General features: G+C 68.1%; 24 protein-coding genes. 16 read left to right on the top strand and 8 right to left on the bottom strand.

All coding sequences use genetic code 11. From position 1 onward, the window contains the following. Positions 1-1,020, top strand: coding sequence for a presenilin family intramembrane aspartyl protease PSH (locus tag MX571_RS15150; protein WP_247418195.1), 1,020 nt, complete (start codon positions 1-3; stop codon positions 1,018-1,020). Between the two features lie 72 nt (positions 1,021-1,092). Here the strand turns inward: MX571_RS15150 and MX571_RS15145 are convergent, their stop codons facing one another. Both MX571_RS15145 and MX571_RS15140 read right to left on the bottom strand, forming a co-directional pair. Beyond that, positions 1,093-2,082, bottom strand: coding sequence for an ornithine cyclodeaminase family protein (locus tag MX571_RS15145; protein WP_247418194.1), 990 nt, complete (start codon positions 2,080-2,082; stop codon positions 1,093-1,095). Positions 2,083-2,254: 172 nt separating this feature from the next. After that, positions 2,255-2,458 (bottom strand): DUF8015 family protein, encoded by a 204-nt coding sequence (locus MX571_RS15140; RefSeq protein WP_247418193.1) that lies wholly within the window; start codon positions 2,456-2,458, stop codon positions 2,255-2,257. A gap of 294 nt (positions 2,459-2,752) precedes the next feature. Between MX571_RS15140 and MX571_RS15135 the strand changes: the two genes are divergently transcribed. Beyond that, on the top strand, positions 2,753-4,021 hold the full coding sequence (locus MX571_RS15135) for an MFS transporter (RefSeq protein ID WP_282594668.1): 1,269 nt from the start codon (positions 2,753-2,755) through the stop codon (positions 4,019-4,021). Positions 4,022-4,054: 33 nt separating this feature from the next. On the opposite strand, the gene MX571_RS15130 is transcribed toward MX571_RS15135, so the two are convergent. Beyond that, on the bottom strand, positions 4,055-4,498 hold the full coding sequence (locus MX571_RS15130) for a DUF3054 domain-containing protein (RefSeq protein WP_247418191.1): 444 nt from the start codon (positions 4,496-4,498) through the stop codon (positions 4,055-4,057). A gap of 111 nt (positions 4,499-4,609) precedes the next feature. On the opposite strand from MX571_RS15130, the gene MX571_RS15125 reads away from it, so the two are divergent. After that, positions 4,610-5,161: a GNAT family N-acetyltransferase gene (locus MX571_RS15125; protein ID WP_247418190.1), complete on the top strand. Its 552-nt coding sequence runs from the start codon at positions 4,610-4,612 to the stop codon at positions 5,159-5,161. 61 nt (positions 5,162-5,222) lie between these two features. Then, the gene (locus MX571_RS15120; protein ID WP_247418189.1) at positions 5,223-5,540 is read left to right on the top strand and encodes a DMT family transporter; all 318 of its coding nucleotides are present in this window, start codon (positions 5,223-5,225) and stop codon (positions 5,538-5,540) included. 18 nt (positions 5,541-5,558) lie between these two features. On the opposite strand, the gene MX571_RS15115 is transcribed toward MX571_RS15120, so the two are convergent. After that, positions 5,559-6,002 (bottom strand): hypothetical protein, encoded by a 444-nt coding sequence (locus MX571_RS15115; RefSeq protein ID WP_247418186.1) that lies wholly within the window; start codon positions 6,000-6,002, stop codon positions 5,559-5,561. 104 nt (positions 6,003-6,106) lie between these two features. On the opposite strand from MX571_RS15115, the gene fen reads away from it, so the two are divergent. From fen to MX571_RS15100, 3 genes are all read left to right on the top strand, one after another. Continuing rightward, positions 6,107-7,081, top strand: a complete 975-nt coding sequence (gene fen, locus MX571_RS15110; RefSeq protein ID WP_247418185.1) for a flap endonuclease-1 — start codon at positions 6,107-6,109, stop codon at positions 7,079-7,081. A 101-nt stretch (positions 7,082-7,182) separates the two neighbouring features. Continuing rightward, positions 7,183-7,449 carry a dodecin family protein gene (locus tag MX571_RS15105; protein ID WP_247418179.1) on the top strand — a complete coding sequence of 89 codons (267 nt, stop codon included), beginning with the start codon at positions 7,183-7,185 and terminating at the stop codon, positions 7,447-7,449. Positions 7,450-7,552: 103 nt separating this feature from the next. Next, a complete protein-coding gene (locus MX571_RS15100) occupies positions 7,553-7,810 on the top strand; it encodes a BolA family protein (RefSeq protein ID WP_247418178.1) in 258 nt (85 codons plus the stop codon). Between the two features lie 100 nt (positions 7,811-7,910). Here MX571_RS15100 and gfcR read toward each other — a convergent pair whose 3' ends face one another. Further along, entirely contained in the window at positions 7,911-8,537 is a 627-nt protein-coding gene (gene gfcR / locus MX571_RS15095; RefSeq protein WP_247418177.1) for a transcriptional regulator GfcR, read from the bottom strand. After that, entirely contained in the window at positions 8,534-9,607 is a 1,074-nt protein-coding gene (locus MX571_RS15090) for a glucose 1-dehydrogenase (protein ID WP_247418176.1), read from the bottom strand. The genes gfcR and MX571_RS15090 overlap by 4 nt, the downstream gene beginning before the upstream one ends. 175 nt (positions 9,608-9,782) lie before the next feature. Here MX571_RS15090 and MX571_RS15085 point away from each other — a divergent pair, with 175 nt between their 5' ends. The 6 genes from MX571_RS15085 to MX571_RS15060 all read left to right on the top strand — a co-directional run bounded on the left by MX571_RS15085 (position 9,783) and on the right by MX571_RS15060 (position 15,337). Further along, positions 9,783-10,118, top strand: a complete 336-nt coding sequence (locus tag MX571_RS15085) for a hypothetical protein (RefSeq protein WP_247418175.1) — start codon at positions 9,783-9,785, stop codon at positions 10,116-10,118. Beyond that, positions 10,115-10,654, top strand: coding sequence for a hypothetical protein (locus MX571_RS15080; protein WP_247418173.1), 540 nt, complete (start codon positions 10,115-10,117; stop codon positions 10,652-10,654). Before MX571_RS15085 ends, MX571_RS15080 begins: the two co-directional genes overlap by 4 nt. A gap of 39 nt (positions 10,655-10,693) precedes the next feature. Continuing rightward, complete coding sequence (locus MX571_RS15075) at positions 10,694-11,929, top strand: mandelate racemase/muconate lactonizing enzyme family protein (protein WP_247418172.1); 1,236 nt, start codon at positions 10,694-10,696, stop codon at positions 11,927-11,929. 563 nt (positions 11,930-12,492) lie between these two features. Beyond that, entirely contained in the window at positions 12,493-12,951 is a 459-nt protein-coding gene (locus tag MX571_RS15070; RefSeq protein WP_247418171.1) for a DUF7344 domain-containing protein, read from the top strand. 133 nt (positions 12,952-13,084) lie between these two features. Then, positions 13,085-14,119 (top strand): HTH-type sugar sensing transcriptional regulator TrmB, encoded by a 1,035-nt coding sequence (trmB, locus tag MX571_RS15065; RefSeq protein ID WP_247418170.1) that lies wholly within the window; start codon positions 13,085-13,087, stop codon positions 14,117-14,119. Positions 14,120-14,122: 3 nt separating this feature from the next. Next, positions 14,123-15,337, top strand: a complete 1,215-nt coding sequence (locus MX571_RS15060; RefSeq protein ID WP_247418168.1) for an HAD hydrolase family protein — start codon at positions 14,123-14,125, stop codon at positions 15,335-15,337. A 160-nt stretch (positions 15,338-15,497) separates the two neighbouring features. Here the strand turns inward: MX571_RS15060 and MX571_RS15055 are convergent, their stop codons facing one another. After that, positions 15,498-15,824 carry a hypothetical protein gene (locus tag MX571_RS15055; protein WP_247418166.1) on the bottom strand — a complete coding sequence of 109 codons (327 nt, stop codon included), beginning with the start codon at positions 15,822-15,824 and terminating at the stop codon, positions 15,498-15,500. Between the two features lie 125 nt (positions 15,825-15,949). Here MX571_RS15055 and MX571_RS15050 point away from each other — a divergent pair, with 125 nt between their 5' ends. The 3 genes from MX571_RS15050 (at position 15,950) to MX571_RS15040 (ending at position 19,527) form a co-directional block, all read left to right on the top strand. After that, positions 15,950-17,359: a class II fumarate hydratase gene (locus MX571_RS15050; RefSeq protein ID WP_247418164.1), complete on the top strand. Its 1,410-nt coding sequence runs from the start codon at positions 15,950-15,952 to the stop codon at positions 17,357-17,359. Between the two features lie 94 nt (positions 17,360-17,453). Next, positions 17,454-19,316, top strand: a complete 1,863-nt coding sequence (gene gatE / locus MX571_RS15045) for a Glu-tRNA(Gln) amidotransferase subunit GatE (RefSeq protein WP_247418162.1) — start codon at positions 17,454-17,456, stop codon at positions 19,314-19,316. Between the two features lie 49 nt (positions 19,317-19,365). Further along, the gene (locus MX571_RS15040; RefSeq protein WP_247418160.1) at positions 19,366-19,527 is read left to right on the top strand and encodes a hypothetical protein; all 162 of its coding nucleotides are present in this window, start codon (positions 19,366-19,368) and stop codon (positions 19,525-19,527) included. A gap of 26 nt (positions 19,528-19,553) precedes the next feature. Here MX571_RS15040 and MX571_RS15035 read toward each other — a convergent pair whose 3' ends face one another. Then, positions 19,554-22,073, bottom strand: a complete 2,520-nt coding sequence (locus MX571_RS15035) for a penicillin acylase family protein (protein WP_247418158.1) — start codon at positions 22,071-22,073, stop codon at positions 19,554-19,556. Between the last annotated feature and the right edge of the window lie 511 nt (positions 22,074-22,584).

Below are 22,584 nucleotides of genomic sequence, written 5' to 3'. Positions count from 1 at the left end.
ATGAGACGGTCCCTCGTCGCCGCCGGTGCGACGCTCGCGCTGTTCCTCGTGGTCCAACTCGGGGCGCTCCTCCTCGCCAACCCGTTCGTCGACGCCGGGTACCAGACCGTCGAGAACCCCTCCGACCCGACGAACAGCATCGTCTACGTCGGCGCGATTCTGGTCGCAACCGCGTTCATGCTCGCCGCGTTCAAGTTCGACGCCGACGTGCTCATCCGGGCGCTCGTCATCTTCTCCAGCACGTTCCTCGCGTTCTACGCACTGTCGGTCGTCCTCCCCGCCGCGTTCACGCTGCTGGGGTACAACGGTCCTGCGGTGCTCGGCGCGTTGGTGCTGGCCGTGGCGCTGGTCGTCCACCCCGAGTGGTACGTCATCGACGCCGTCGGCGTGCTGATGGGGATGGGCGCGGCGGCGCTGTTCGGCATCAGCTTCGGCCTCCTCCCGGCGCTCATCCTGCTGACCGTGCTCGCCGTCTACGACGCGGTGAGCGTCTACGGCACCGAGCACATGCTCTCGCTCGCGTCGGGCGTGATGGACCTCAAGGTGCCCGTCGTGCTCGTCGTCCCGCTGACCTGGTCGTACTCCTACCTCGACGAGGCCGAGGCGGCGGCCGACGGTGGCGACGGCGGGAAGTCCGCAGCGGGCGAGAACACGACGGGCGACACAGGTGCGGCCGCCGAGAGCGAGGCCAGCGCTCGCGAACGCCCCGCGCCCGAGGACCGCGACGCGTTCTACATCGGTCTGGGGGACGCCGTGATGCCGACGGTGCTCGTCGTGAGCGCGGGCGTCTTCCTCGACACCGCACCGCTCGTCGAGGACACCGTCCTCACGCTCCCGGCGCTGACCGCGCTGGTCGGGACGCTCCTCGGCCTCCTCGTCCTCGTCCGGTTCGTGATGCGCGGCCGGGCACACGCCGGCCTCCCGCTGCTCAACGGTGGCGCTATCGCCGGCTACCTCCTCGGTGCGCTCGTGGCGGGGGTACCGCTGCTCGACGCACTGGGTCTCGCAGAGTACCTCTGAGAACACGCTGAGAACCCGACTCTGGAACGCGCTCTCCCCGACCAGACGCCGTCCTACTGACCGGACCTCGTCCTACCGACCGGTCAGCGCCTCGCTGCCGGGCGCGATGTCGAACGTCTCGCCGAGGCCGCTGCCGAACGCCTTCTCGTAGAGCATGTACGCCGACGCGACCGTCTCGATGCCCGTGCCGCCCGAGTCGAACACCGTTATCTCGTCGTCGGACTGGCGCCCCGGCACGTCGCCCGCGAGCACCTCGCCCAGGTCGCCGTGGATGTCGTCCTCGGTGACCCTCCCCTCGTCCATCGCCTGGATGAACGCGCCGGCGTCGCTGGTCGCCCGAGCGCGGAGGTCCGGGACGTACGTCGCGCGTTCGAGCGTCTGGGCGTCCAGTTCGCGCTTCTCCGGGTCGTACTGGCCCATCGCAGTGACGTGCGTGCCGGGTTCGAGGAGGTCGCCGTCGAACACGGGTTCGCTGGCGTTCGTGGCGGTGACGACCACGTCTGCGCCCTCGACGGCGGCGTCGGAGGAGGCGACCGCACCGACGCTCGCCGCCACCTCGCCGTTCATCTCCGAGGCGAACGACTCGCGGTGTTCCTTCGTCGGCGAGTAGACGTTGACGGTCGCGAAGTCGCGGACGGTCGCCGCGGCGCGGAGCTGGCCGCGGGCCTGCGCCCCGGAGCCGACGATGGCGAGCGTCTCGACGTCGTCGCGTGCCAGCGCGTCCACTCCGACGCCACCGACCGCACCGGTCTTGAACGGGTTCATGCTCGCCCCGTCGAGCATCGCCAGCGGGTCGCCCGACTCGGCGTCGAACAGGGGCGTCATGAAGTGGACGTCGCCCTCGCCGAACCCGGCCGCGTAGGTGTAGCCGCCCATCGCGCCCGTCTCCGGGAGGATGGCGACGTAGCTCGTGAGCATCCCCGGCGGGTCCTGGTTGACGAGTTTCGTGCGCGGTTCGGCCGGCCCCTGCTGGCGGTACCCCTCGCGGACGGCGTCGACGTACTCTTCCATGTCCGCGAGTCCGGCGAGGTCCTCGCTCCGCAGAAACAACGTGTCCGTCATACCAGTACCGACCGACGCGAACTGCTTAGCGTTGGTGGCATGGTGCCCCTACGGGGGGCCGGAACACGCCACCGTGGCCACGACCGGTGAGAACGAGAGAACGGGTGAACGAAGGGGGAGATGAGAGCGAGCGTGGTCACTCGACTGGAGGTGGCGTGCGTTCGAAGAGTCCTCAGTCCGCGTTGATCGGCGACCGGTCCGGGACGGTGTCCGTCGGGGTCTGGACGAACATCGCGTGCCCGATGAGCGTCACGGCGACGAGGCCAGCGAGCGTGACGGCAGTCGTGACGGCGAAACCAGCGACGTAGAGCCCTCCGGAGATCCCGAGCAACGCGAGCGGAATGAGACCGAGGACGATATCATAGTATCCAGTCATCGTCTATCATCACGTAGCGTTACCTTCAACATAAAGCTTTCCCCCGTATCGACCGATATCCATCGTCCGACCTAATCTGTCGCTAAGAAATATCTAACTCAATAGATTCCCATAAGTTATGGGTAGCTTTAGCCACAAGGGATATATACTAGTAACTGTCACCAACACTGTTCAATCACTGTTCTTGATATGTACGTTGCGTTTTCGTCGTACTGCCCGAACCGACGGGTTGAAACGACTCGTGGGAGGAGATACGGCGTGAACGACAACGACCGGGCGATAACCGGGCTCGTCATGCTCGCGCACTCGATGGTCCACACCTACGAGTTCGCGTTCCCGGTGTTCGTCCCCATCTGGCTGTCCCAGTTCGGGACGACGGAGGCGGTCATCGGCGTCGTGCTCACGGTCGGTCTCTCGCTGTTCGGCCTGGGGTCGCTTCCGGCGGGCATCCTCGCCGACAGATACGGCTCGAAGGAGCTCATCGTCGTCTGTCTCGCCGGGATGGGCGGCGCGTTCCTCCTGCTCGGGGCCGCCCCGGCGCTCGGTGGGCTCGTCGGCGGTGACTCGCTCCCCGTCGTCGGCGTCGCGCCCGAACTCGGCGTCGTCGCCGTCGCCCTCGTCGTCTGGGGGCTCGCGGCGAGCGTCTACCACCCGGCTGGTCTCTCGCTCATCACGCGGGGCGTCCAGGAGCGCGGCGACGCGTTCGCCTACCACGGCACCGCCGGCAACGTCGGCACTGCCCTCGGGCCGTTCGTGACGACGGTCCTCCTCTTCGCGCTGAGCGACCAGTGGCAGGTCGTCGCCGCGGTCCTCGCGCTCCCGGCGCTCGCGGGTGCGCTCGTCGCCACGCGCGTGTCGGTCGACGAGATGGCGGCCGTCGCGGCCGACGGCGGCTCGGACGGCGAGGACGGGTCGAAGGCCAACCCCGGCGTCGACTCGCTGGGTGAGTTCCTCACCACGTCACGACACCTGTTCGTCGGCGGCTTCGTCGTCGTCTTCGTCGTCGTGATGCTCCAGGGGCTCTACTACCGGGGCGTGCTCACGTTCCTCCCGGACCTGTTCGGCGGGTTCGCCGCCATTCAGCCCCTGGAGTTCGCCGGCCGCGAGATAGCGCCGGGGAACTACATCTACACCGGCCTGCTCGCCGTCGGCGTCGGCGGTCAGTACGTCGGTGGGAAGCTCACCGACCGCATTCCGGTCGAACTCGGTCTGGTCGTGGGCTACGGCGCGCTCGGAGTCATCGCGCTCGCCTACCTCCCGCTCGCCGAGGTGGGACTGCTCCCGCTGCTCGTCGTGAGCGCACTGCTGGGGTTCTTCCTGTTCTTCGTCCAGCCGTTCTACCAGGCGACCGTCGCCGACTACACCCCGCCGGAGGCGCGGGGACTCTCCTACGGCTACACCTACCTCGGCAATTTCGGCGTGGGAGCGCTCGGCGCGACCATCGCGGGGGTCGCGCTCGCGGAGTTCTCACAACCGGTCCTGTTCACCGTCCTCGCCGTCTTCGGCCTGGTCGCGGGGCTGCTCGGGTTCGGACTCTACAGTCGCGCGCGAACTGCGGCCTGACCGGGTGGCTGAGACGAGCGCCGTTCAGCGCTTCTACTCGCCGCGGAGCCGTCGCACGACACGGGGGACGAACGGTAGCAGGTGGAACGGCACCAGCAACGCGAGACCGACGAGTGTCGCGACGAGGAGGAACGTCACGTCGAAGTTGCCGTGGAACAGGTCGGTTCCCCGGAGCACCAGTCCGACGACGGCCGCGCCCACCCAGGCGCCCGCCGTGCGGACGACCGCAGACCGGAGCGAGCGTCTCGTCCGGGCCGCGTACACGCCGACCAGCGGGAACAGCAGGAGCCAGCCGACGTAGAAGGGGATGGCCGTGTCGACGACGGTCGCCGTCTGCGTGAGGGGGTCGACGTTGTGGCTCAGTTCGCCGCTGACGACGAACACGGCGATGAGCAGCAGGTCGCCCACCACGAACCCGAGCGTCGTCGGTGAGGGGTCGATGCGTCCACGGAGACCGGTGGCGGTGGACGTTCCCATACTGCCTCCTGGGAGCGGCCCGGACTTCACTCCCGCGCTCTGCGAGCGACCGTGTTCGTATCGGTCGCTTCCGACCGCATCGGCTAACCGTCCGGCACCACTCGACTGCCCATGGAGTTCGTGGTACGCGAGGACGCCGCCTTCCGCCTCGACCACGAGCAGTTCGCCTACGCCGGGAAGTTCGTCGTCCCCGGCGGGAAGGCCGTCGCCCTCGAAGACGGTGCACCCACCTCGTTCCCCGACCCGCGCGAGGAGTACGTCACGGGCGTCCTCGCGGCCGTCGCGTTCTCCGAGGACCGCACCGACGCCGACACGCTCCGCCTCCGGTACGTCACGGTCAGGCGGGACCGCCGCGGCGAGGGAATCGGTACTCGCCTCGTGACGTGGACGACCGACTGGGCGCACGACCGGGGCTACGAGACGGTCGCCATCGCGGTCAACAACCCGTACTCCTACGAGTCGCTGTCGAAGGCGGGGTTCGGATTCACCGGCCGAGAGACGGGCCTCGCCGAACTGGTGATGAGCCACCCGAGCGACCGCACGCGCTACGACGAGGGACTGGCGCTGTTCGCCGACCGCGACCTGACCGACGAGGAACTGGAGTTCGTCGCGGAGAAGCGCGAGCGCGGAGCGCCGACCGTCGTCTCGGAGGAGTGTGACTGAGGGGCGAACGACCCCGGACGCGGACCGGCGCGCTTTCACGGCCCGCGCCACGACCGACGGTATGAACCCGTGGCTCGTGTTGCTCGTCGCTGGCGTCTTCGAGATCGTGTGGGCGCTCTCGCTGGCCGCCTCGGACGGCCTCTCGAAACCCGCCCCCGCCGCCGTCACCGTCGTCGCGCTCCTCGTCAGCATGCTGTTGCTCGCGCGTGCAGTCCAGTCGCTGCCCATCGGCACGGCCTACGCCGTCTGGACCGGTATCGGCGCGGTGGGGGCCGCGGTCGGTGGGGTGCTCCTGTTCGACGAACCCGCGACCGCCGCTCGCGGACTGTTCGTCGGACTGGTCGTCGTCGGTATCGTGGGACTGGAGCTCACCGCGTAGCGTCGTGGAGGACGCTCTTCAGGTCTCGCCGGCACCGAGTACGTCGACGTCGCCACGGAGGAACGACCCGGAGACGTAGCCCGTGACGCCGCTCACGACGGCGGTTGCGCCGTACACTGCGAGCGACACCGGGTCGAAGACGAACGCGAGCCGCTCGCCGAGGTCGTGTCCGGAGAGACCGAGGACCCCCCACTCGGCACCGAAGGTGAACAAGGGGGTGAACGCTGCTAGCCACGCGAGGAGCAGCCCGGAGCGCCGGTAGCCGACCCCACCCGCGGCGAGGACGCCGAGGAGCGTCGCCGTCGCCGGGACGACCACGACGCCACCGGAGACAGTGAACACGCCCGTCGCGTATCCGACGATCGAGGCGACTCCGGCGGCGACGGCGAGCAGCACGTCGACGTACCGTTCGGACACCCCGTCGGGACGACCCGAGGGCAACCGACGGCGTGGAGGGACCATACCGACCGTTGCTGGCGGGGGGTGATGTAGGTTGCTCGACCGAGTTCGACGCGAGTCCGTCGCCACTCGGGGGATTGAAGCCCGCCACCCACCACACTCCGGCAATGGGAAACGCGGACCTGCGCCAGCTCGCCGCCATCGAGGAGGTGTCGTTCGACGACGTCTCGGGCGTCGTCGCCGTCGACGCGCACAACTGGCTCTACCGGTATCTCACGACGACCGTCCGGTTCACGAACAACCGCGCGTACACGAAGGACGGACAGGAGGTCGCCAACCTCATCGGCGTCGTGCAGGGCCTCCCGAAGTTCGTCGAGCACGGCCTCACCCCGGTGTTCGTCTTCGACGGCGGCGTCACCGAACTGAAATCCGAGGAGGTCGAGGAGCGCCGCGAACAGCGCGAACGCTACGAGGAGCAACTCGACGAGGCCAGAGAGCGCGGTGACGCCGCCAGGATATCGACCCTCGAATCCCGCACCCAGCGACTCACACCGCTCATCGTCGAGACGACGAAGGAACTGCTCGACCTGCTCGACGTGCCAGTCGTCGAGGCTCCCGCCGAGGGGGAGGCGCAGGCGAGCTACATGGTCCGCCGGGGCGACGCCGACTACGTCGGCAGCGAGGACTACGACGCGCTCCTGCTCGGTGCGCCGCTGACGCTCCGGCAGTTGACGAGCAAGGGCGACCCGGAACTGATGGACTTCCAGGCGACGCTCGACGAACACGACCTGACGTGGGAGCAACTCGTCGACGTGGGCATCCTGATGGGGACCGACTTCAACGACGGTCTCTCCGGCGTCGGTCCGAAGACGGCCGTGAAACTCGTCCACGAACACGGCGACCTCTGGAGCGTCCTCGACGCCCGCGAGGAGTACATCGACAACGCCGACCGCATCCGCGCGCTGTTCCTCGACCCCGCGACGACCGACGACTACGCGTTCGACACCGACCTCTCGCCGGACGTCGACGCCGCCCGCGAGTTCGTCTGCGAGGAGTGGGCGATCCCGGAGAGCGAGGTCGAACGCGGGTTCGAGCGCATCGAGGAGGCGCTCACCCAGACGGGGCTCGACGACTGGCTCTGACGGTCGGCGCCACTCGTGCCGAATCGGCCTGCACCCCAGACCGTCCCGGAGTCCGACCGTAGCTATCGAGATAACCGTGCGGTGCCTACAGCGGTGTGCCTATGACTGCCGTGAAGATCATCCAGGTGCTCGGGACGTCCGACGAATCGTGGGAGGACGCGGCCCGCGAGGCCGTCGCGGAGGCGGGCAAGACCATCGACGACGTCCACGGTATCGAGATTATGGACCAGACCGCCGACGTCATCGACGGCGAGATAGCACAGTACAAGACCACCGTGAAGATCGCGTTCCCGGTCCACGCCCACACCAAGGAGTCGCGTGGCCTCGCCGGTCGCGTCCGCAAGGGGGCGTCGAAGGTCAAACCCTGAACGGACGAGAACGGTTCCCGACCGGACGCGCCTTTTTCCTGACCGCTCGCCTCACCGACGCGGAGCCACGCCGCTTATTCCGTCGGCTCACCGACTCGCGGGTATGACACCGGAGGAGGTCGCGGCACTCATCGAGGAGGGTATCGAGGACGCCGAGGTCGACGTGTTCCGCCCCCGGAACCCGGACGACGACACGCACCTCGCGGCCGTCGTCGTCTCGCCCGCGTTCGAGGGGGAGTCGCTCGTGGCGCAGCACCAGCTCGTCTACGACGCGCTCGGCGACCACATGACGCGCGACATCCACGCGCTCGAACTGAAGACGTACACGCCCGAGGCGTACGAGGAGCACGCGGAGAACTGAGACCCAGGACCCCGCGAGCGCGAGCGCGGAGCGACGACGTGGGCGACCCTCGTCTGCTCTCCGTCCGTGGACCGATTCGGGACCCGAGTCGAGGCGAGCCTCAGACCCGGATGACCTGCACCAGCGAGTACACCGGAACGCCCTCCACCTCGTCGACGCCCTGCTTGTCGACGAGGACGACACAGGCGGTCGGGTTGCCGCCGCGTTCCTCGATGGCCGAGATGGTCTCGGTGAGCGTCGTCCCGCTGGTGACGGTGTCGTCGACGACGACGCAGTCGTGGTCCTCGACGGGCGCGAAGTTCCGCGAGAAGCTCCCGCCGAGGTCCTCGATGTCGCCCTCGTTCCACTGGTGCTTCCGGGGGGTGTAGGTTCCGAGGTCCGTCTCCAGGTCGCGCGCGACGGTCGTCGCGAGCGGGACGCCCGCCTTCTCGACGCCGACGGTGACGTCCGGGACGCCGTTCTTGTCCCGGAGCAGGTCTGCGAGCGCGCGCCCGACGAAGTCGAGGCGGTCGCTGTCGGTCCCCACCGCGGACCAGTCGACGTGGATGTCGGTCGGTTCCCGCGGGGCGGGTTCGGTCTCGGGGCCGCCCGTCGAGGCGTCGCCTCGCTCGACGAGCCACCGCGCCGTCTCCCGCGAGACGTTCAACTCGTCGGCGATCTCGCCCTTCGAGAGTCCTTTCTGTGCCAGTGCCGTCGCGTTCTCGATGAGGTCGTCTACGTTCTTCATGTGTCGCTGAACTCGATTGCCGTCTTGATAGTCGATTCGTCCTCGGTGAAGGCTCGTTCGAAGTCGTCGACGGGAACCACGTCCGTCACGATGGCGTCGAACAGCCAGTCGGGGAGCGCGTCGAGCGTCTCGATTGCCCCTTGGAAGTGCGAGACGTTCGAGTTGACGGTTCCGACGAGCGCCTTGTTCGAGAGGACGAGGTCCCGGTGGAGTGCACCGCCGTCCACCTCGAACTCCCAGGGCGACGGAACGCCGACGAGCGCTCCCACGCCGCTCGGCGCGAGCGCCTCGACCGTCTCGAACCCGTGCCGTGCGTAGCCCGTCGCCTCGTACACCAGGTCCATCGGCTCGTACCGCCTGGGAATCTGGGGGACGGGCGTCGTCCGCGAGTCGACGTACGTCGCGCCGAGCTCCTCGACGACGTCGATGGTCGGGTCGGGCCGGTCGCGGCGACCGAGACAGTAGGCTCGCTCGACGCCGACGCTCTCGACGAGCATCCCGAGGGTGAGCAGGCCGAGCGCACCGTTGCCGAGTACGAGCGCGCTGTCGAGCGACCAGTCGAACGCCGACCGTGAGGCGAACGCGTGTTCGAGCGCCTTCTCGCTGATACTCGCCGGTTCGACGAGGAATCCGTACTCGGCGAGGCGGTCGGGGACTCTGACCAGGTCGCGCGCGGGCGACGTGAAGAACTCCGCCATGAACCCGTCGGCACCGACGATACCGCGTTCGTGGTAGGTCCCCGCCGGTGCCATGTCGGCCTCGCCCCGTTCGAAGTACTCTCGACCCGACCCGTCCGGCGTCGGTCGTCGGACCGTCGGCGCGACGACGTCGCCCTCCGTCAGTTCGGTACCGTTCGCGTCGACGACGACGCCGACCGCCTCGTGGCCGAGCACGAGGTGGTCCTGCCCCTCGGGGAACTCGCCGTGGCCGCCGTTCAGGACCTCGTAGTCCGTCCCGTCGATGCCGACGCGGAGCGTTCGGACGAGCGCCTCCCCAGTCGAGGGCTCCGGCCGCGGGAGCGTCGTCCGTCGTGGTCCGTCGTGGTCTCTGTGTAGTACGATGGCGTCCATGGCAGTGACTCGCTATCAAAAGTTAACTCGACTGCGAGTTAAACGTTCGTGTTATCGCTCGTCACCCGCACGATTCGCTACCGACGCGTAACCTACCTCGTAGAAATCGCCTCGCGGAGCGATTTCAACCCTCGGACGGGGCCGCTGACCGAGTCAGCGCTCACCGAGCGCGACGGTGACCTGGTCAGCGGTCGCCGGGTCGGGACTCGCCGGCCGACCCCTCGTCACCGTCGCACGCTCGGAACCCGCGACGGACCTGGAGGTGTACCTCGACATGGTCCCCGGACATGATATCCCATGGAGCAAGTACTACCTCGGTCTGGGGTGCGTGAACACGGCCGTGCTCGTGGGAGTGCTGGCCGGACTCCCCCCGATGGCGTGGCTTCCGGAGGTGTCGTGGCTGACGTTCGTCGTCGCCTCGCTACTGGTCTCCGCGGCGGTTCACACGGTGCTGAACAGACGGCTTCGCATCGGTTCGACGGCCGCGCCGCCCACCGAACCGAAGCCATGAGACCTCGGGCGTACCAGGTACTGCTGGTACTCGCGGCAGTCTGTCTGGTCGCCGGGTCGGGGGCGTTCTCGTCGGTCTCCGCCGACCGGGGGGTGTCGGTGTCCGTCGTCGACGACTCGGAGGCGTATCTGGCGGTCGACATCCCGGAGCAGGTCACAGTCACTGGAGGCGAGAAGGTCGATGGCACCGGAACCACCGTCGAGAACCAGGGGCAGAGCAACGCGACGAACGCGACGAACGCCAACGAGTCTGGTCTCCGGCGCTCCGAAGTGACGCTCCTCACGGTCAGGAACAACTTCGACGCTGGAGTCGACGTCTCCGTAGACTTCCAGGGAGACAGGAGGGGGACGTTCCCCGAACTGTCGGGCGCTCACTGGTCGTTCTCGCTCGACCCTGGTGACAGCGAACCGGTAACGGTCGACGCCACTTGCCCTGGGGACGGGATGCAATCCCGGACGGTCGTGTTGGAGATCGTCGCAGTCGGGTCCGGTGAACGAGTCGAGATGACACGCGAAGTGGCCGTCGCCTGCGAGTAAGCCACAATTCTTTACTACGCTTCGAGTACCTCTTCGGCCATGGCGAGAGACTACGGGTCGCTGCACGACCCGAACGCGGAGTACACGATGCGGGACCTCTCCTCGGAGTCGATGGGCCTCGGCAACGACCGCGGCCCACGCGACGTCGAGATTACGGACGTCCAGACGACGATGATTGACGGGAACTTCCCGTGGACGCTCGTCCGGGTCTACACCGACGCGGGCGTCGTCGGGACCGGCGAGGCCTACTGGGGTGCGGGCGTCCCGGAACTCGTCGAGCGGATGGCACCGTTCGTGGTCGGCGAGAACCCGCTCGACATAGACCGACTGTTCGAACACCTCGTCCAGAAGATGTCCGGTGAGGGCTCCATCGGCGGCGTCACCATCACCGCGATTTCGGGCATCGAAATCGCCCTCCACGACCTCGCGGGGAAACTGCTCGACGTCCCTGCCTACCAGTTGCTCGGCGGGAAGTTCCGCGACGAGGTCCGTGTGTACTGTGACTGTCACACCGCCGACGAGGCGGACCCGGACGCGTGCGCGGACGAGGCAGAACGCGTCGTCGAGGAACTGGGCTACGACGCGCTGAAGTTCGACCTCGACGTCCCCTCCGGCCACGAGAAGGACCGCGCGAACCGCCACCTCCGGAACCCCGAGATTCGCCACAAGGCGCGTATCGTCGAGGCCGTCACCGAGCGCGTCGGCGACCGTGCCGACGTCGCCTTCGACTGCCACTGGACGTTCTCGGGTGGGTCGGCCAAGCGGCTCGCGCGCGAACTCGAACAGTACGACGTCTGGTGGCTGGAGGACCCGGTCCCGCCGGAGAACCACGACGTCCAGAAGACCGTCACCCAGTCGACGGTGACGCCCATCGCCGTCGGTGAGAACGTCTACCGCAAACACGGGCAGCGCCGCCTCCTCGAAGAGCAGGCCGCGGACATAATCGCGCCGGACCTCCCGAAGGTCGGCGGGATGCGCGAGACGCGGAAGATAGCGGACATGGCCGACACGTACTACGTCCCGGTGGCGATGCACAACGTCGCTTCACCGGTCGGAACGATGGCGAGCGCACACGTCGGGGCCGCCATCCCCAACTCGCTGGCCGTCGAGTACCACTCCTACGAACTCGGCTGGTGGGGAGACCTCGTCGAGGAGTCGGTCATCGACGACGGACACATCGAGATCCCCGAGAAGCCGGGGCTGGGACTCACCCTCGACATGGACACCGTCGAGGAGCACATGGTCGAGGGCGAGACGCTGTTCGACGAAGCGTGAGCTTCGTCGAGCCCGCAATTCTCCGATTCGAGCAGTTCGACGAAGCGTAAGTCGCGTCGAGCCCACGATACTCCGACTCGTGCTGTTCGACTGAGCGAACTCGAACTCGCTGAACGCTGCTCTGAGTAGTTCGACTGAGCGGAGCGAGGTCGGGCCTACGACATCGCTGTTCTGGCAGGTACATCTCGTTCGTCGTGGGACGACGGCCGAGGTGGTTCGGGCGGGGGAGACGGAGTGGTGGTCGGTCGAGAGCGGAGGATAATTCGCTCCGCAAGTCGACAGACGCCGCCGGTGTAGTTTCATATTTGAACCCATTCGAGGGTTTGGAACCTCCTAAGAGCCGTGAAATTTTCGTCCGGCAGTCGCGCTCGCTCGTCCACCATTCGGGAGCGTCACGCTTCGTCTGTCGACCGTCAGACAATCGCTCTAACTCTGGATATCACGGGTTTTGAACGGTCCTGAACGGAGAACGGTGCGAACGAACTCGGTGCAACTGGGCGCAACGGTTTCGCCGCTGACAACGGAGTCATCGGTTTATCCCTAAGACCTTCATGGGCTGGTGTATGAGTTCACAGCGACTCACGGACACCCCGCCCGAAACAAGCTCCGCGCACGCCGAACCCACCGAGGTCGAACGAGACGACGCGTTCCACCTCCTCTCGAACGCACGTAGGCGGTCGGTCATGCGGTACCTCCTCGACGTAGAGGGGCCGGCCGAACTCGGAACGCTCGCTGAACACGTCGCGGCGCTGGAGAACGACTGTGACACCGACGAACTGTCGTCCGACGACCGGAAACGTGTCTACATATCGCTCTACCAGGGCCACATGCCGAAACTAGACAACCACGATATCGTCGAGTACGACCAGGCTCGCGGGACGGTCGAACCCGAGCCCATCATGCAGGCGTTCGCGCCGTACCTCGACGAGGACCCGCTCTCGCTCGACGACACCGACCCGGTGCGCTCGGACGCCGCGGAGTCACCGTTCACGTCCGCGATCAACTCCATTCTCGGTCGATAGCGGCACCGACACGCCCTCCAGTCCGGTTCTCTGGTCGATGCGCGCCGAGAGCCGTCGGTGTTGATTCGATTCCGAAAACTATTGCACTCGAATCGGAGTAAACCCTTTAGACGGTGGCGGAGAACCCCCCGCCATGAGTTCCACAGACCTTCGCCGGACGCTGGAGTGGATGGGGGACCGCTTCGACTTCGGGGAGTACGAGATCGAGGCGTACCTGGCCGTCCTCGACCACGGCGACCTCACCGCCAGCGAGATCGCCGACCACACCGACATCCCACAGCCGCGGGTGTACGACACGGTCCGGAAGTTGAGCGACCGCGGGATGGTCGAGGTCCGGGAGTCCCGCCCGATGCGTGTCGTCGCCCTCGACCCGGAGGAGGTGTTCCCGTCGGTGCAGGAGTCGCTCGACGACCTGGTGACGGACCTCTCCGCCCGCTACACCGCGCCTACTCGCGAGACGGAGGCCGTGTCGCTCGTCAAGTCCCGTCCGAGCATCCTGCGCTACCTGGAGTCCGTCCTGGAGATAGCAGAGTACGAACTGGCGTGTTCGCTCACGCCGGGGTTGCTCGAACGGTTCGAGTCGGAGCTGGCGGACGCTCGCTCCCGGGGCGTGGCCATCGAACTCCTCGTGACGCCGGCGGCCGACGCCCCCTCGCCCGAGGAGTTCGACTACGACGCCGTCGCCACCGAGGTGCGCGCCCGACGCGGCATCACGACGCCGGTGATGGCCGTCGCGGACGGCGAGCGGTCCGTCTACGCGACGCAGGACGCACTCACCGACGGGAGCGAGCGCTACGGCGTCATCTTCAACCGCTCGGCGCTGGGCTTCCTCGTCGGCGGGTTCTTCAACACCGTCCTCTGGACGACCGGAGAATCGGTCGTCTCCGGCGGGACGGGGTCGTTCCCGCGACGCTACGCCTCCATCCGGCGATGTGTCAAGGACTTCCAGGAAGCGGACGGGGCGTTCAGCGTGACCGTCGTCGGTCGAGACGTCGTGACGGGCGAACACCGCCGCGTGACGGGCCGCGTGAGCGACCTCAGCCTCGCCTCCTCGGACGAGGTGGCGACGCTCACCGTCGAGGCCGAGGACGGCGAGGTGACGGTCGGCGGGCGCGTCGCCGCGTACGAGGACGTCGAAGCCCACGAGATACACGTCGAGGAGGCCTGAGCGATGAAGCGTTACGACGCGCTCTACCAGTTGTACGACGAGTTCGACGCGGAGACGCTGCGAGCGTACCAGGAACTCGCGGACGTGTTCCCGGCGCTCGGCACGCGCGTCGCCCTGGAGCAGTGGAAGGACGTCCGCGACGAACTCGACGAGCGGAAGGCGGCCATCCGCGAGGCGTTCCCCGTCGGCGAGACGTTCGCGGACGTGGCCGCCCACGCCTCCCGCGAGGGTGCGTTCACCGCCCTCGACCTCCTCGGCAAGTACGACTGTGCGGTGAACGTGCTCGTCCTCGACGTCGACGAGACGCTCCGTTCAGCGGGCAGGACCGACAACGAGATACCCCGCGAGACGCTGTCGCTGCTGACGAAACTCCACGACGGCGGGATACCCATCGTCATCTGCACGGGACAGACGCTGGAGAACGTCAAGGGATTCATCACGCAAGGGTTGGGCAACGAACTCGTCCACTCCGGACGGTTCTCCATCGTCTACGAGGCGGGCAACGGCGTGTTCACGCCCGGCCACGGCCCCGACACCAAACGCCTGCTGTACGACGACCTGGACGCCGACGTCAGGGGGACGTTCGACGAGATTCGCGGGCGGGTCCTCCCCGAGGCCCCCGAGCGAGTCAACCGGGGCTGTCACCTGCAGGGCAACGAGTTCACCGTGACGCTCAAACCGAACTTCCAGACCGGGAGCGAGCGAGCCGTCGAGGTCATCGACGAGGCGCTCGTCTACCTGCTGGACCTGCTCGGAGACGTCCTCGATGGAGCGACGGCAGAAGAGACGCGGGCGTACTACGCCCGCACCGACCCCGAGATTCGCGGCGTCCTCGAACGCGGGCCGGGCGTGCCGGACGCCGAGGTCCCGGAGGACGTCGAGGAGCGACTCGAACGACTGGAGGTCGGGTACTACGAGGGCGACGCCGCCGAACTCGGTAGCTACGAACTCGACAAGGTCGCGGGCGTCGAGGCCGCACTCGACGTGCTCGGCATCGACGACCCGTTCTCGCTCGTCATGGGCGACTCGAAGTCCGACCTCCGGGTGATGGAGTGGGTCGCCGAGGAGGAGGCGGGCATCGCCGCCGCCCCGAACCACGCCTCGGAGGTCGTCCTCGACCACGTGCTGGAGACGGACGAACTCGTGTTCGAACGCGACGGTGCGGCCAGCATGCTCAGGATGGTGTACGCGCTGGACCGACTGGCCGGGCTGGAGTAGTCCGGAGCGGTCGCGCTGCTATCGGGTACGACTTTCAGAGACGGGCCGACAGCCCGTGGCCGTCGACGGGTGAACTACGTCAGCGGGTGGGTCTGGGGTGACTGCGACCGGGTCGAGTACGAGCCAGTCGAATCGAGGCGCTCCGCTGGACCGGGTCCGGTCAGTCGCTGACCTCGAAGCGGATGCGGTCGCCGTGCGTGAGTGTCTCGTTCCCCGAGATGCGTTCCCAGTCGCTCCCGGACCGCCGACGGGCGACGGTGTCCTGCCGGATACGGGAGCCACGGAGCAACGCCGGTCGGACCGGCGCGCCGTGCTTGTCTGCGAGTCGCTCGACCGCGTCGACGACCGTCGCCCCTTCCGGGAGCGACATCTGGCTCCGCGCGACGCCAGCGCGGGCCATCGAGAGGCCCACGAGTTCGACGCCGACGCCGACGGTCGGTTCGTCCGCTACGGTCTCGATATCCGTGCCACCCACTCGCGTACTCATAGGACTACGTTAGACCACGAGGACTAAAGTTTTACTCACATTCGAAAGAACGACTGGCCGGACTCGTTCGACGGTTCGACCGGGTTTCGATGGGTTTTACGCCACCGCCGGGCGTCGGCCCGGACATGAGCGACGAGCACCGGACGGAGCGCGACAGTCTCGGCGAGATGCAGGTACCGGCGGATGCCTACTGGGGGGCACAGACGCAGCGGGCGGTCGAGAACTTCCCCATCTCGGGCATCGAGTTCTCGCGGCGGTTCGTCCGTGCGCTGGGCGTCGTGAAGAAGTCGGCCGCGCGGGCGAACGTCGACCTCGGCCACGTCGACGAGGAGACGGGCGAGGCCATCGTCGAGGCGGCCGACGAGGTCATCGCGGGCGACCACGACGACCAGTTCCCGGTCGACGTGTTCCAGACCGGGTCGGGGACCTCCTCGAACATGAACGCCAACGAGGTCGTCGCCAACCGCGCCGCCGAGATACTGGGCGAAGATATCGGCTCGCGCGCGGTCCACCCCAACGACGACGTCAACTTCGGCCAGTCCTCGAACGACGTCATCCCGACCGCGATGCACGTCTCGGCGCTCGAAGCCGTCGAGAAGGACCTGCTCCCCGCACTGGAGACGCTGCGCGACGAACTCGCCGCGAAGGAAGAGGAGTTCGACGACATCGTGAAGACGGGCCGGACGCACCTGCAGGACGCCACGCCGGTCCGTCTCGGTCAAGAGTTCGGCGGCTACCGCGCACAGGTCGAGAAGGGCATCGAGCGCGTCGAGAACACCACCGACCACCTCGCCGAACTCGCCCTCGGCGGGACGGCGGTCGGCACCGGCCTCAACACCGACCCCGAGTTCCCCGAACTCGCCGCGGAGTACATCGCCGAGGAGACGGGCCTCCCGTTCCGCGAGGCCGACAACCACTTCGAGGCGCAGGCCGCCCACGACGCGATGAGCGAGGGCCACGGCGCGCTCCGGGTCGTCGCTGGCTCGATGAACAAGATAGCCAACGACCTCCGCCTGCTCGCCTCCGGGCCGCGGAACGGCCTCGGAGAACTCGACCAGCCGGAGAACCAGCCCGGTTCGTCCATCATGCCGGGGAAGATCAACCCCGTCGTCGCCGAGGCGGTCAACCAGGTCCACAAGCAGGTCGTCGGCAACGACGCCGCCGTCAGCGCGGGTGCGGCGGAGGGCCAGATAGACCTCAACCTCTATAAGCCGGTGCTGGCGCACAACTTCCTCGAATCGACGAACATGCTCGCCAACGCGGCCGAGACGTTCGGCGAGAAGTTCGTCGCGAAACTCGAAGCCGACCGCGAGACCTGCGAGACGCAGGTCGAGCGCTCGATGGCGCTCGCCACCGCGCTCAACCCCGCCATCGGCTACGACAAGGCGTCGAAGGTCGCGAAGCAGGCGCTCGCCGAGGGGAAGACCGTCAAGCAGGTCGCCGTCGACGAGGGCTACCTCTCCGAGGCGGAGGCCGACGAGGTGCTCGAACCGCTCGCGATGACCGAGCCGGGTATCCTCGGCGACGAGGAGTGACGGCCTCGTTCGGGCCCGACTGCGCCCGACCGCGACCGACCGTGCCTGACCGCGACTGACTGGTTTTTTACCGTCCCGTCGCGGAATCCCGGACATGACGACCCCGGACTACGACTACGAGGACCTCGGCCTCGTGGCGGGGCTGGAGATCCACCAGCAACTCGACACCGCGACGAAGCTCTTCTGTGGCTGTCCGACGACCCGGCGCGACCCCGAGGAGGCGATGCGGACGGTGACGCGCTACCTCCACCCGACGCGCTCGGAACTGGGCGAGATAGACGAGGCCGCCCTCGAAGAGAGCCGCGTCGACCGCGAGTTCGAGTACCTCGCGTTCGACACCACCTGCCTCGTCGAGGAGGACGACGAACCACCCCACCGCATCGACGACGAGGCGCTGGAAGTGGTGCTCGAAATCGCCGCCCTCCTGGAGACGACGACCATCGACCAGGGACAGATAATGCGGAAACTCGTCGTCGACGGCTCGAACACCTCCGGGTTCCAGCGTTCGATGCTCGTCGCCACGGACGGCGAGATTCGGACCGACGACGGCCCGGTCGGTATCGCCGACCTCCTGCTCGAAGAGGAGTCCGCCGGTCGCGTCGAGGAACGCGACGACGGCGTCACCTACGCGCTCGACCGCCTCGGCATCCCGCTGGTCGAGATCGGCACGAAACCGGACATCCGCTCGCCCGAGCAGGCCCAGGAGGCCGCCGGCGAGATCGGGATGCTGCTCCGGTCGACCGGGAAGGTGAAGCGGGGTCTGGGCACCATCCGGCAGGACGTCAACATCTCCATCGCCGAGGGCGCGCGCGTCGAACTGAAGGGCGTCCAGAGCCTCGACGATATCGCCGATATCGTCCGCAACGAGGTCCATCGGCAGGTCCAACTGGTCGACATCCGCGACGAACTCGCCGACCGAGACGCCGGCGTCGGCGACCCACGGGACGTGACCGACGTCTTCGCGGACACCGACAGCGGCGTCATCGCGGGCGCGGCGACGGTGATGGCCGTCCCGCTCCACGGGTTCGACGGCCTCGTGGGACGGGAGATTCAGCCCGACCGCCGCCTCGGAACCGAGTTCTCCGACCACGCGAAACGCTCGGGCGCGGGCGGCATCTTCCACACCGACGAACTGCCGGCGTACGGCGTCACCGACGAGGAGGTCGAGGCCCTGCGCGACGCTGTCGGTGCGAGTGGTGACGACGCAGTCGCCATCGTCGCCGCGGGGACGAGCGTCGCCGAGAGCGCCATCGGGGCCGTCGCCGACCGAGCCGAAGCTGCCATCGAGGGCGTCCCCGAGGAGACGCGCGGCGCGAACGACGACGGCACATCACGATACCTCCGGCCGCTCCCCGGCGCGGCCCGGATGTACCCCGAGACGGACGTCCCGCCAGTGGACCTCGACCTCGGTGCGGTCGAGACGCCCGAACTGCTCACCGAACGCGTCGACCGCTACGTCGAGGAGTACGGGCTGGACGCGGGTCTCGCCGAACAGGTCGCGTTCGGCCGGCGGATGCCCGTCTTCGAGACGGCCGTCGAGAACGGCGTCGACCCGACGCTCGCCGCCGGGACGCTCGAATCGACCGTCACCGAACTCCGCCGCGACGACGTGCCCGTCGAGCGGTTGCGCGAGGACCACTTCCTCGCCGTCCTCGACCGCGTCGAGTCCGGCGACCTGGCGAAGGAGGGCGTCGGCCCCGTGCTGCGGACGCTCGCCGACCACCCCGAGATGACCGCGGAAGAGGCCGCCGAGGAGGCCGGACTCGGCGGCGTCGACGAGAGCGAGGTCCGCGAGACCATCGCCGAGGTCGTCGAACGGAACGGCGACCAGGTGGAGGCGGAGGGGATGGGAGCGTTCTCCGGACTGATGGGCGAGGCGATGGGCGCACTCCGCGGGAAGGCCGACGGCGAACTCGTCAGTTCGGTGCTCCGCGAGGAGATACAGAAACGCGCCTGAGCCTGCCGCCCCTACGTTCTTTGCGAGTGGTCGCGTCACACACCTCTGTATGAGAATCGGTGAACACGCGTCCGTCCACGAGACGGCGACCGTCGCCGACGGCGCGAGAGTCGGGAAACACGCTGACGTGCGCCCAGGCGCTCGTCTGGACGACGGTGCTCGCGTCGAGAAGCACGCCGAGGTCCGACGGCGACCACAGGACCGTCCCTGACCGACTCCCGTACTACTGACTCGTCTTCAGTCCCGACCCAGCAATCCGAAGAGTCTCGGGAACCGACCCAGCGTCTCGGCGTCGAGCAGCGTTCGTCGCTCCGCACGCTCCTCGACGCGCCGCCGCGCCACGGGGAACGGTTTGTAGTCGAACTCCTCGTACATCGCCAGCTGGTCTTCCAGCTGGTCGGGAACCGACCCGCGGACCGCACCCGGAAGCTCTCGCATCGCGAGGTGGCCGACGTTCGACGGCGCGAGCACGCCGCGAGCGCGGTTCTCGACCGGCGAGACGACCTGGTTCCACGACCCGCGGTTGACCATCGGAATCTCGCAGACGGGCAGCCCACCCATCGGCGAGAACCCGGTCGTGCGAACCTCGCGTCGCCAGTCCGCCGGGTCGTCGCTGTCGAACTCTTCGGTCAGCGTCTCGGCGGCCGCGCGTAGCGCGTCCTCCACGACAGCGTCTCGGTCCTCATCGAACCAGTCGTGGCTCGTCTCGCCCCGGAGGGCATCCACGAGCGTCACGTCGCGGTCGGTACGCCCGTGGTCCCCGGCGTGGGGGAACTCGTCCTCTTCGGGATGGACCTCCAGTGGCGGGTCGAAGACGAGTTCGGGCGTCAGGTCACCGAGCGCTGGGCCGAACACGCGCTCCTGTAGCTCGCGGCGCGTCTCCTCCCAGATGGCCATCGCCGCGAAGTCGTATCGCCCGTCTCCGTCGGCGTCGAACCCGCCGTCGCGCTCGGGGTCGTCCCCGTCGGCAGCGCCCTCGGCCCACGTGTAGCCCGCCTCGCGCCACGCGTCGAGTTCGTCGGCCATCGCTCGAAGTATCCAATCGTCGCTCTCTCGGGCGACGTCCGCGAGTATCGGTGCCGAGTGGCGGGCGACCGGGTCGCGGGTGGCCGCCTCCTGCAGGATGGACTCGACACCGTCCATCGACAGCGGCCCGTCGGCGAGGTGCTCGTCGACGACCGTCTCCAGCAGGTCCGCGCGGTGGATGGAGCCCCACCGACCCTCGGCGTCGCCAGCACGCCACCCGGTCGCGGGTGCGTTGTTCCACTGCGCGAAGTAGCCCGACTCGGGGTCGGTCCCCGAACAGTCGAGGCCCGCGCCGACGCGGGTGCCGTGCCAGCGGAACCGGTCGGCCGGGACCGGGAACCGCGGATCCACGTCGTCCGGCCGCTCCGGGATGCGACCGGTGTGGACGTACCGGACCTCCTCGCTATCCGCGAACAGGAAGTTGAAGCTGAACGGGAACTCCGCGAGGTGTTCTTCGGCCTCCTTCGGTGAGTCGAGCGCTCCGAGTTCCGACCACTGGAGCGCGGCTTGTAGCTCCTGTCCTCGCGTCGTCGTGCGCTGCGCCCACGCGACGCGCTCGGTGGGGTTCCACGCGACGACGGGCATCGTCGCGCCGCTCTCCTCGACCCACGCCAACTGCTGAGTCTCGCCCCCCGCGGGTCGCTGCCCGTCCGCGAGCGCCCCGAGCCGGGACGGCGAGTGCGTCACCTCCTCGGTGCGGAACTCGCGCCAGCGGCCCCGCCAGTAGTACCGGTCGTCGTCCGTCGGGTGCAGACGGAGGGCGACGGTGTCGCGCATGTCGTCGTAGCCGCTCGTGACCGACCACGCGAACTCGGGCGTCCGGCCGATGACGACGCCCGGCGTGCCGACGACGGCGATGCCGGCGCAGTCGAACCCCGCGCCGTGGAGGCCCACCTCGTGGACGACGGGCGGTCGGAAGTACCCCATCTGGGGGCCGCCGAACATCATCGGGGACCCGGTCTCCGTTCGGTCGCCCGATACGACGAGCGCGTTCGACCCCCACTCGAACCCCGCGAGCGCGCCCGTCGCTCGCTGGAGGCCGAACACCTTCCCCTCGCGTTCGCCCCACGGGACGGCACCGAGTGCGGCCTCCGCGAGGTCGAGTTGCTCCGCGGGCACGTCGTCGAAGCGTAGTGCGTCCTCGCCGCCGTCGCGGGGTGCGTCGAGCGTGGCGGTGTGGTCCTCGGGGACGCGGAGCCAGTTCAGGTCGCCGTACGCCTCGTAGGCAGCCGCGCGGTCCGCCAGGCGCTCTTCGAGGCGGGCGAACCGCGCGGCGTTCCCGATCTCGTGACCGCCGAACGTGCCGAAGTAGCCGATCATGTACGCGAGGACGGCGACGGTGTCGACCGGGTCCCACGGTTCGGGGAGGTGGCCGAGCGTGAGGAACTCCGCCGGGAGGTCGCGCATCGCCTGCGCGCGGCGGCGGTTGACGCCAGCGGCGAACCCCTCCAGCAGTTCCTTCGCCTCCGGCGTTGACCGCTCGTACTGGCGTTCGAGTTCCTCGCGCGTGTAGAGGTCGCGTCTGACCTGCCGGTCGGAGGCGACCTGCGACGGCCCGAGGACGCCCGCGCTGTCGCCGTAGCCGACGTGCCGGAGCACGTCCATCTGGAACAGTCGGTCGCGGGCCTGCGCGTACCCCTGGCCGTACCCGAGTGCGTACCGCGAGTCGGCGTAGACGTGGCTGACGCCGTACTCGTCGGTGAGCAACTCGACGTCCGGTTCGTCCGTCATCGAGGCGGAGTGACACGCGGGCGGGACAAGAAGCTATGCGCCGGGTGCACCACCGGGGGAACTGGTACGTATTAGGCTCTCGACTCGGTGGCCCGTGACCGAGGTGTCTCCTTCCCTGGCGAGTGGAGCGAGTAGACTGCAGGCACCCTGCGAGGGCGTTCCGATTTGGCGGGGGAGAGGAGACGGCCACCTCCGACTCTCGTTCAGCGGCGAGTGCTCGAACGACGAGGTTGCGTCTGTCGCGGCGTCACCTCCCGTGGTCCAGTAATCGCCGTTCCGCTCCGATGCCCGGTAGTCCGTTCGGCAACGACTCGCCAGTCGAGACTGGTGAGTCGCCGCCGTCACGGTACACACGCGGTACGAGTTCATCCGACGAACCGCCGCTCGTTCCGAAGAACCCGCTGTACGGTGCCGATAACGACGGGAACAGAGCGTGCAAACATCGAACCGTCACTCCGCGGACCACGGCCTCACTAAGTAGTTACCCGCCCCGTGAGCTGATTTGGATATA

The sequence above is a fragment of the Halomarina salina genome, from assembly GCF_023074835.1.
GTDB classification, from domain to species: domain Archaea; phylum Halobacteriota; class Halobacteria; order Halobacteriales; family Haloarculaceae; genus Halomarina; species Halomarina salina.
Note: the sequence above shows the minus strand (reverse complement) of the source record. Positions and strands in the feature narration are given on the sequence as shown.

Excerpts from the sequence above, each read along its gene's own strand:
- MX571_RS15150 (WP_247418195.1), top strand. The coding sequence starts at position 1 with ATGAGACGGTCCCTCGTCGCCGCCGGTGCGACGCTCGCGCTGTTCCTC.
- MX571_RS15145 (WP_247418194.1), bottom strand. The coding sequence starts at position 2,082 with ATGACGGACACGTTGTTTCTGCGGAGCGAGGACCTCGCCGGACTCGCG.
- MX571_RS15140 (WP_247418193.1), bottom strand. The coding sequence starts at position 2,458 with ATGACTGGATACTATGATATCGTCCTCGGTCTCATTCCGCTCGCGTTG.
- MX571_RS15135 (WP_282594668.1), top strand. The coding sequence starts at position 2,753 with ATGCTCGCGCACTCGATGGTCCACACCTACGAGTTCGCGTTCCCGGTG.
- MX571_RS15130 (WP_247418191.1), bottom strand. The coding sequence starts at position 4,498 with ATGGGAACGTCCACCGCCACCGGTCTCCGTGGACGCATCGACCCCTCA.
- MX571_RS15125 (WP_247418190.1), top strand. The coding sequence starts at position 4,610 with ATGGAGTTCGTGGTACGCGAGGACGCCGCCTTCCGCCTCGACCACGAG.
- MX571_RS15120 (WP_247418189.1), top strand. The coding sequence starts at position 5,223 with ATGAACCCGTGGCTCGTGTTGCTCGTCGCTGGCGTCTTCGAGATCGTG.
- MX571_RS15115 (WP_247418186.1), bottom strand. The coding sequence starts at position 6,002 with ATGGTCCCTCCACGCCGTCGGTTGCCCTCGGGTCGTCCCGACGGGGTG.
- fen (WP_247418185.1), top strand. The coding sequence starts at position 6,107 with ATGGGAAACGCGGACCTGCGCCAGCTCGCCGCCATCGAGGAGGTGTCG.
- MX571_RS15105 (WP_247418179.1), top strand. The coding sequence starts at position 7,183 with ATGACTGCCGTGAAGATCATCCAGGTGCTCGGGACGTCCGACGAATCG.
- MX571_RS15100 (WP_247418178.1), top strand. The coding sequence starts at position 7,553 with ATGACACCGGAGGAGGTCGCGGCACTCATCGAGGAGGGTATCGAGGAC.
- gfcR (WP_247418177.1), bottom strand. The coding sequence starts at position 8,537 with ATGAAGAACGTAGACGACCTCATCGAGAACGCGACGGCACTGGCACAG.
- MX571_RS15090 (WP_247418176.1), bottom strand. The coding sequence starts at position 9,607 with ATGGACGCCATCGTACTACACAGAGACCACGACGGACCACGACGGACG.
- MX571_RS15080 (WP_247418173.1), top strand. The coding sequence starts at position 10,115 with ATGAGACCTCGGGCGTACCAGGTACTGCTGGTACTCGCGGCAGTCTGT.
- MX571_RS15075 (WP_247418172.1), top strand. The coding sequence starts at position 10,694 with ATGGCGAGAGACTACGGGTCGCTGCACGACCCGAACGCGGAGTACACG.
- MX571_RS15070 (WP_247418171.1), top strand. The coding sequence starts at position 12,493 with ATGAGTTCACAGCGACTCACGGACACCCCGCCCGAAACAAGCTCCGCG.
- trmB (WP_247418170.1), top strand. The coding sequence starts at position 13,085 with ATGAGTTCCACAGACCTTCGCCGGACGCTGGAGTGGATGGGGGACCGC.
- MX571_RS15060 (WP_247418168.1), top strand. The coding sequence starts at position 14,123 with ATGAAGCGTTACGACGCGCTCTACCAGTTGTACGACGAGTTCGACGCG.
- MX571_RS15055 (WP_247418166.1), bottom strand. The coding sequence starts at position 15,824 with ATGAGTACGCGAGTGGGTGGCACGGATATCGAGACCGTAGCGGACGAA.
- MX571_RS15050 (WP_247418164.1), top strand. The coding sequence starts at position 15,950 with ATGAGCGACGAGCACCGGACGGAGCGCGACAGTCTCGGCGAGATGCAG.
- gatE (WP_247418162.1), top strand. The coding sequence starts at position 17,454 with ATGACGACCCCGGACTACGACTACGAGGACCTCGGCCTCGTGGCGGGG.
- MX571_RS15040 (WP_247418160.1), top strand. The coding sequence starts at position 19,366 with ATGAGAATCGGTGAACACGCGTCCGTCCACGAGACGGCGACCGTCGCC.
- MX571_RS15035 (WP_247418158.1), bottom strand. The coding sequence starts at position 22,073 with ATGACGGACGAACCGGACGTCGAGTTGCTCACCGACGAGTACGGCGTC.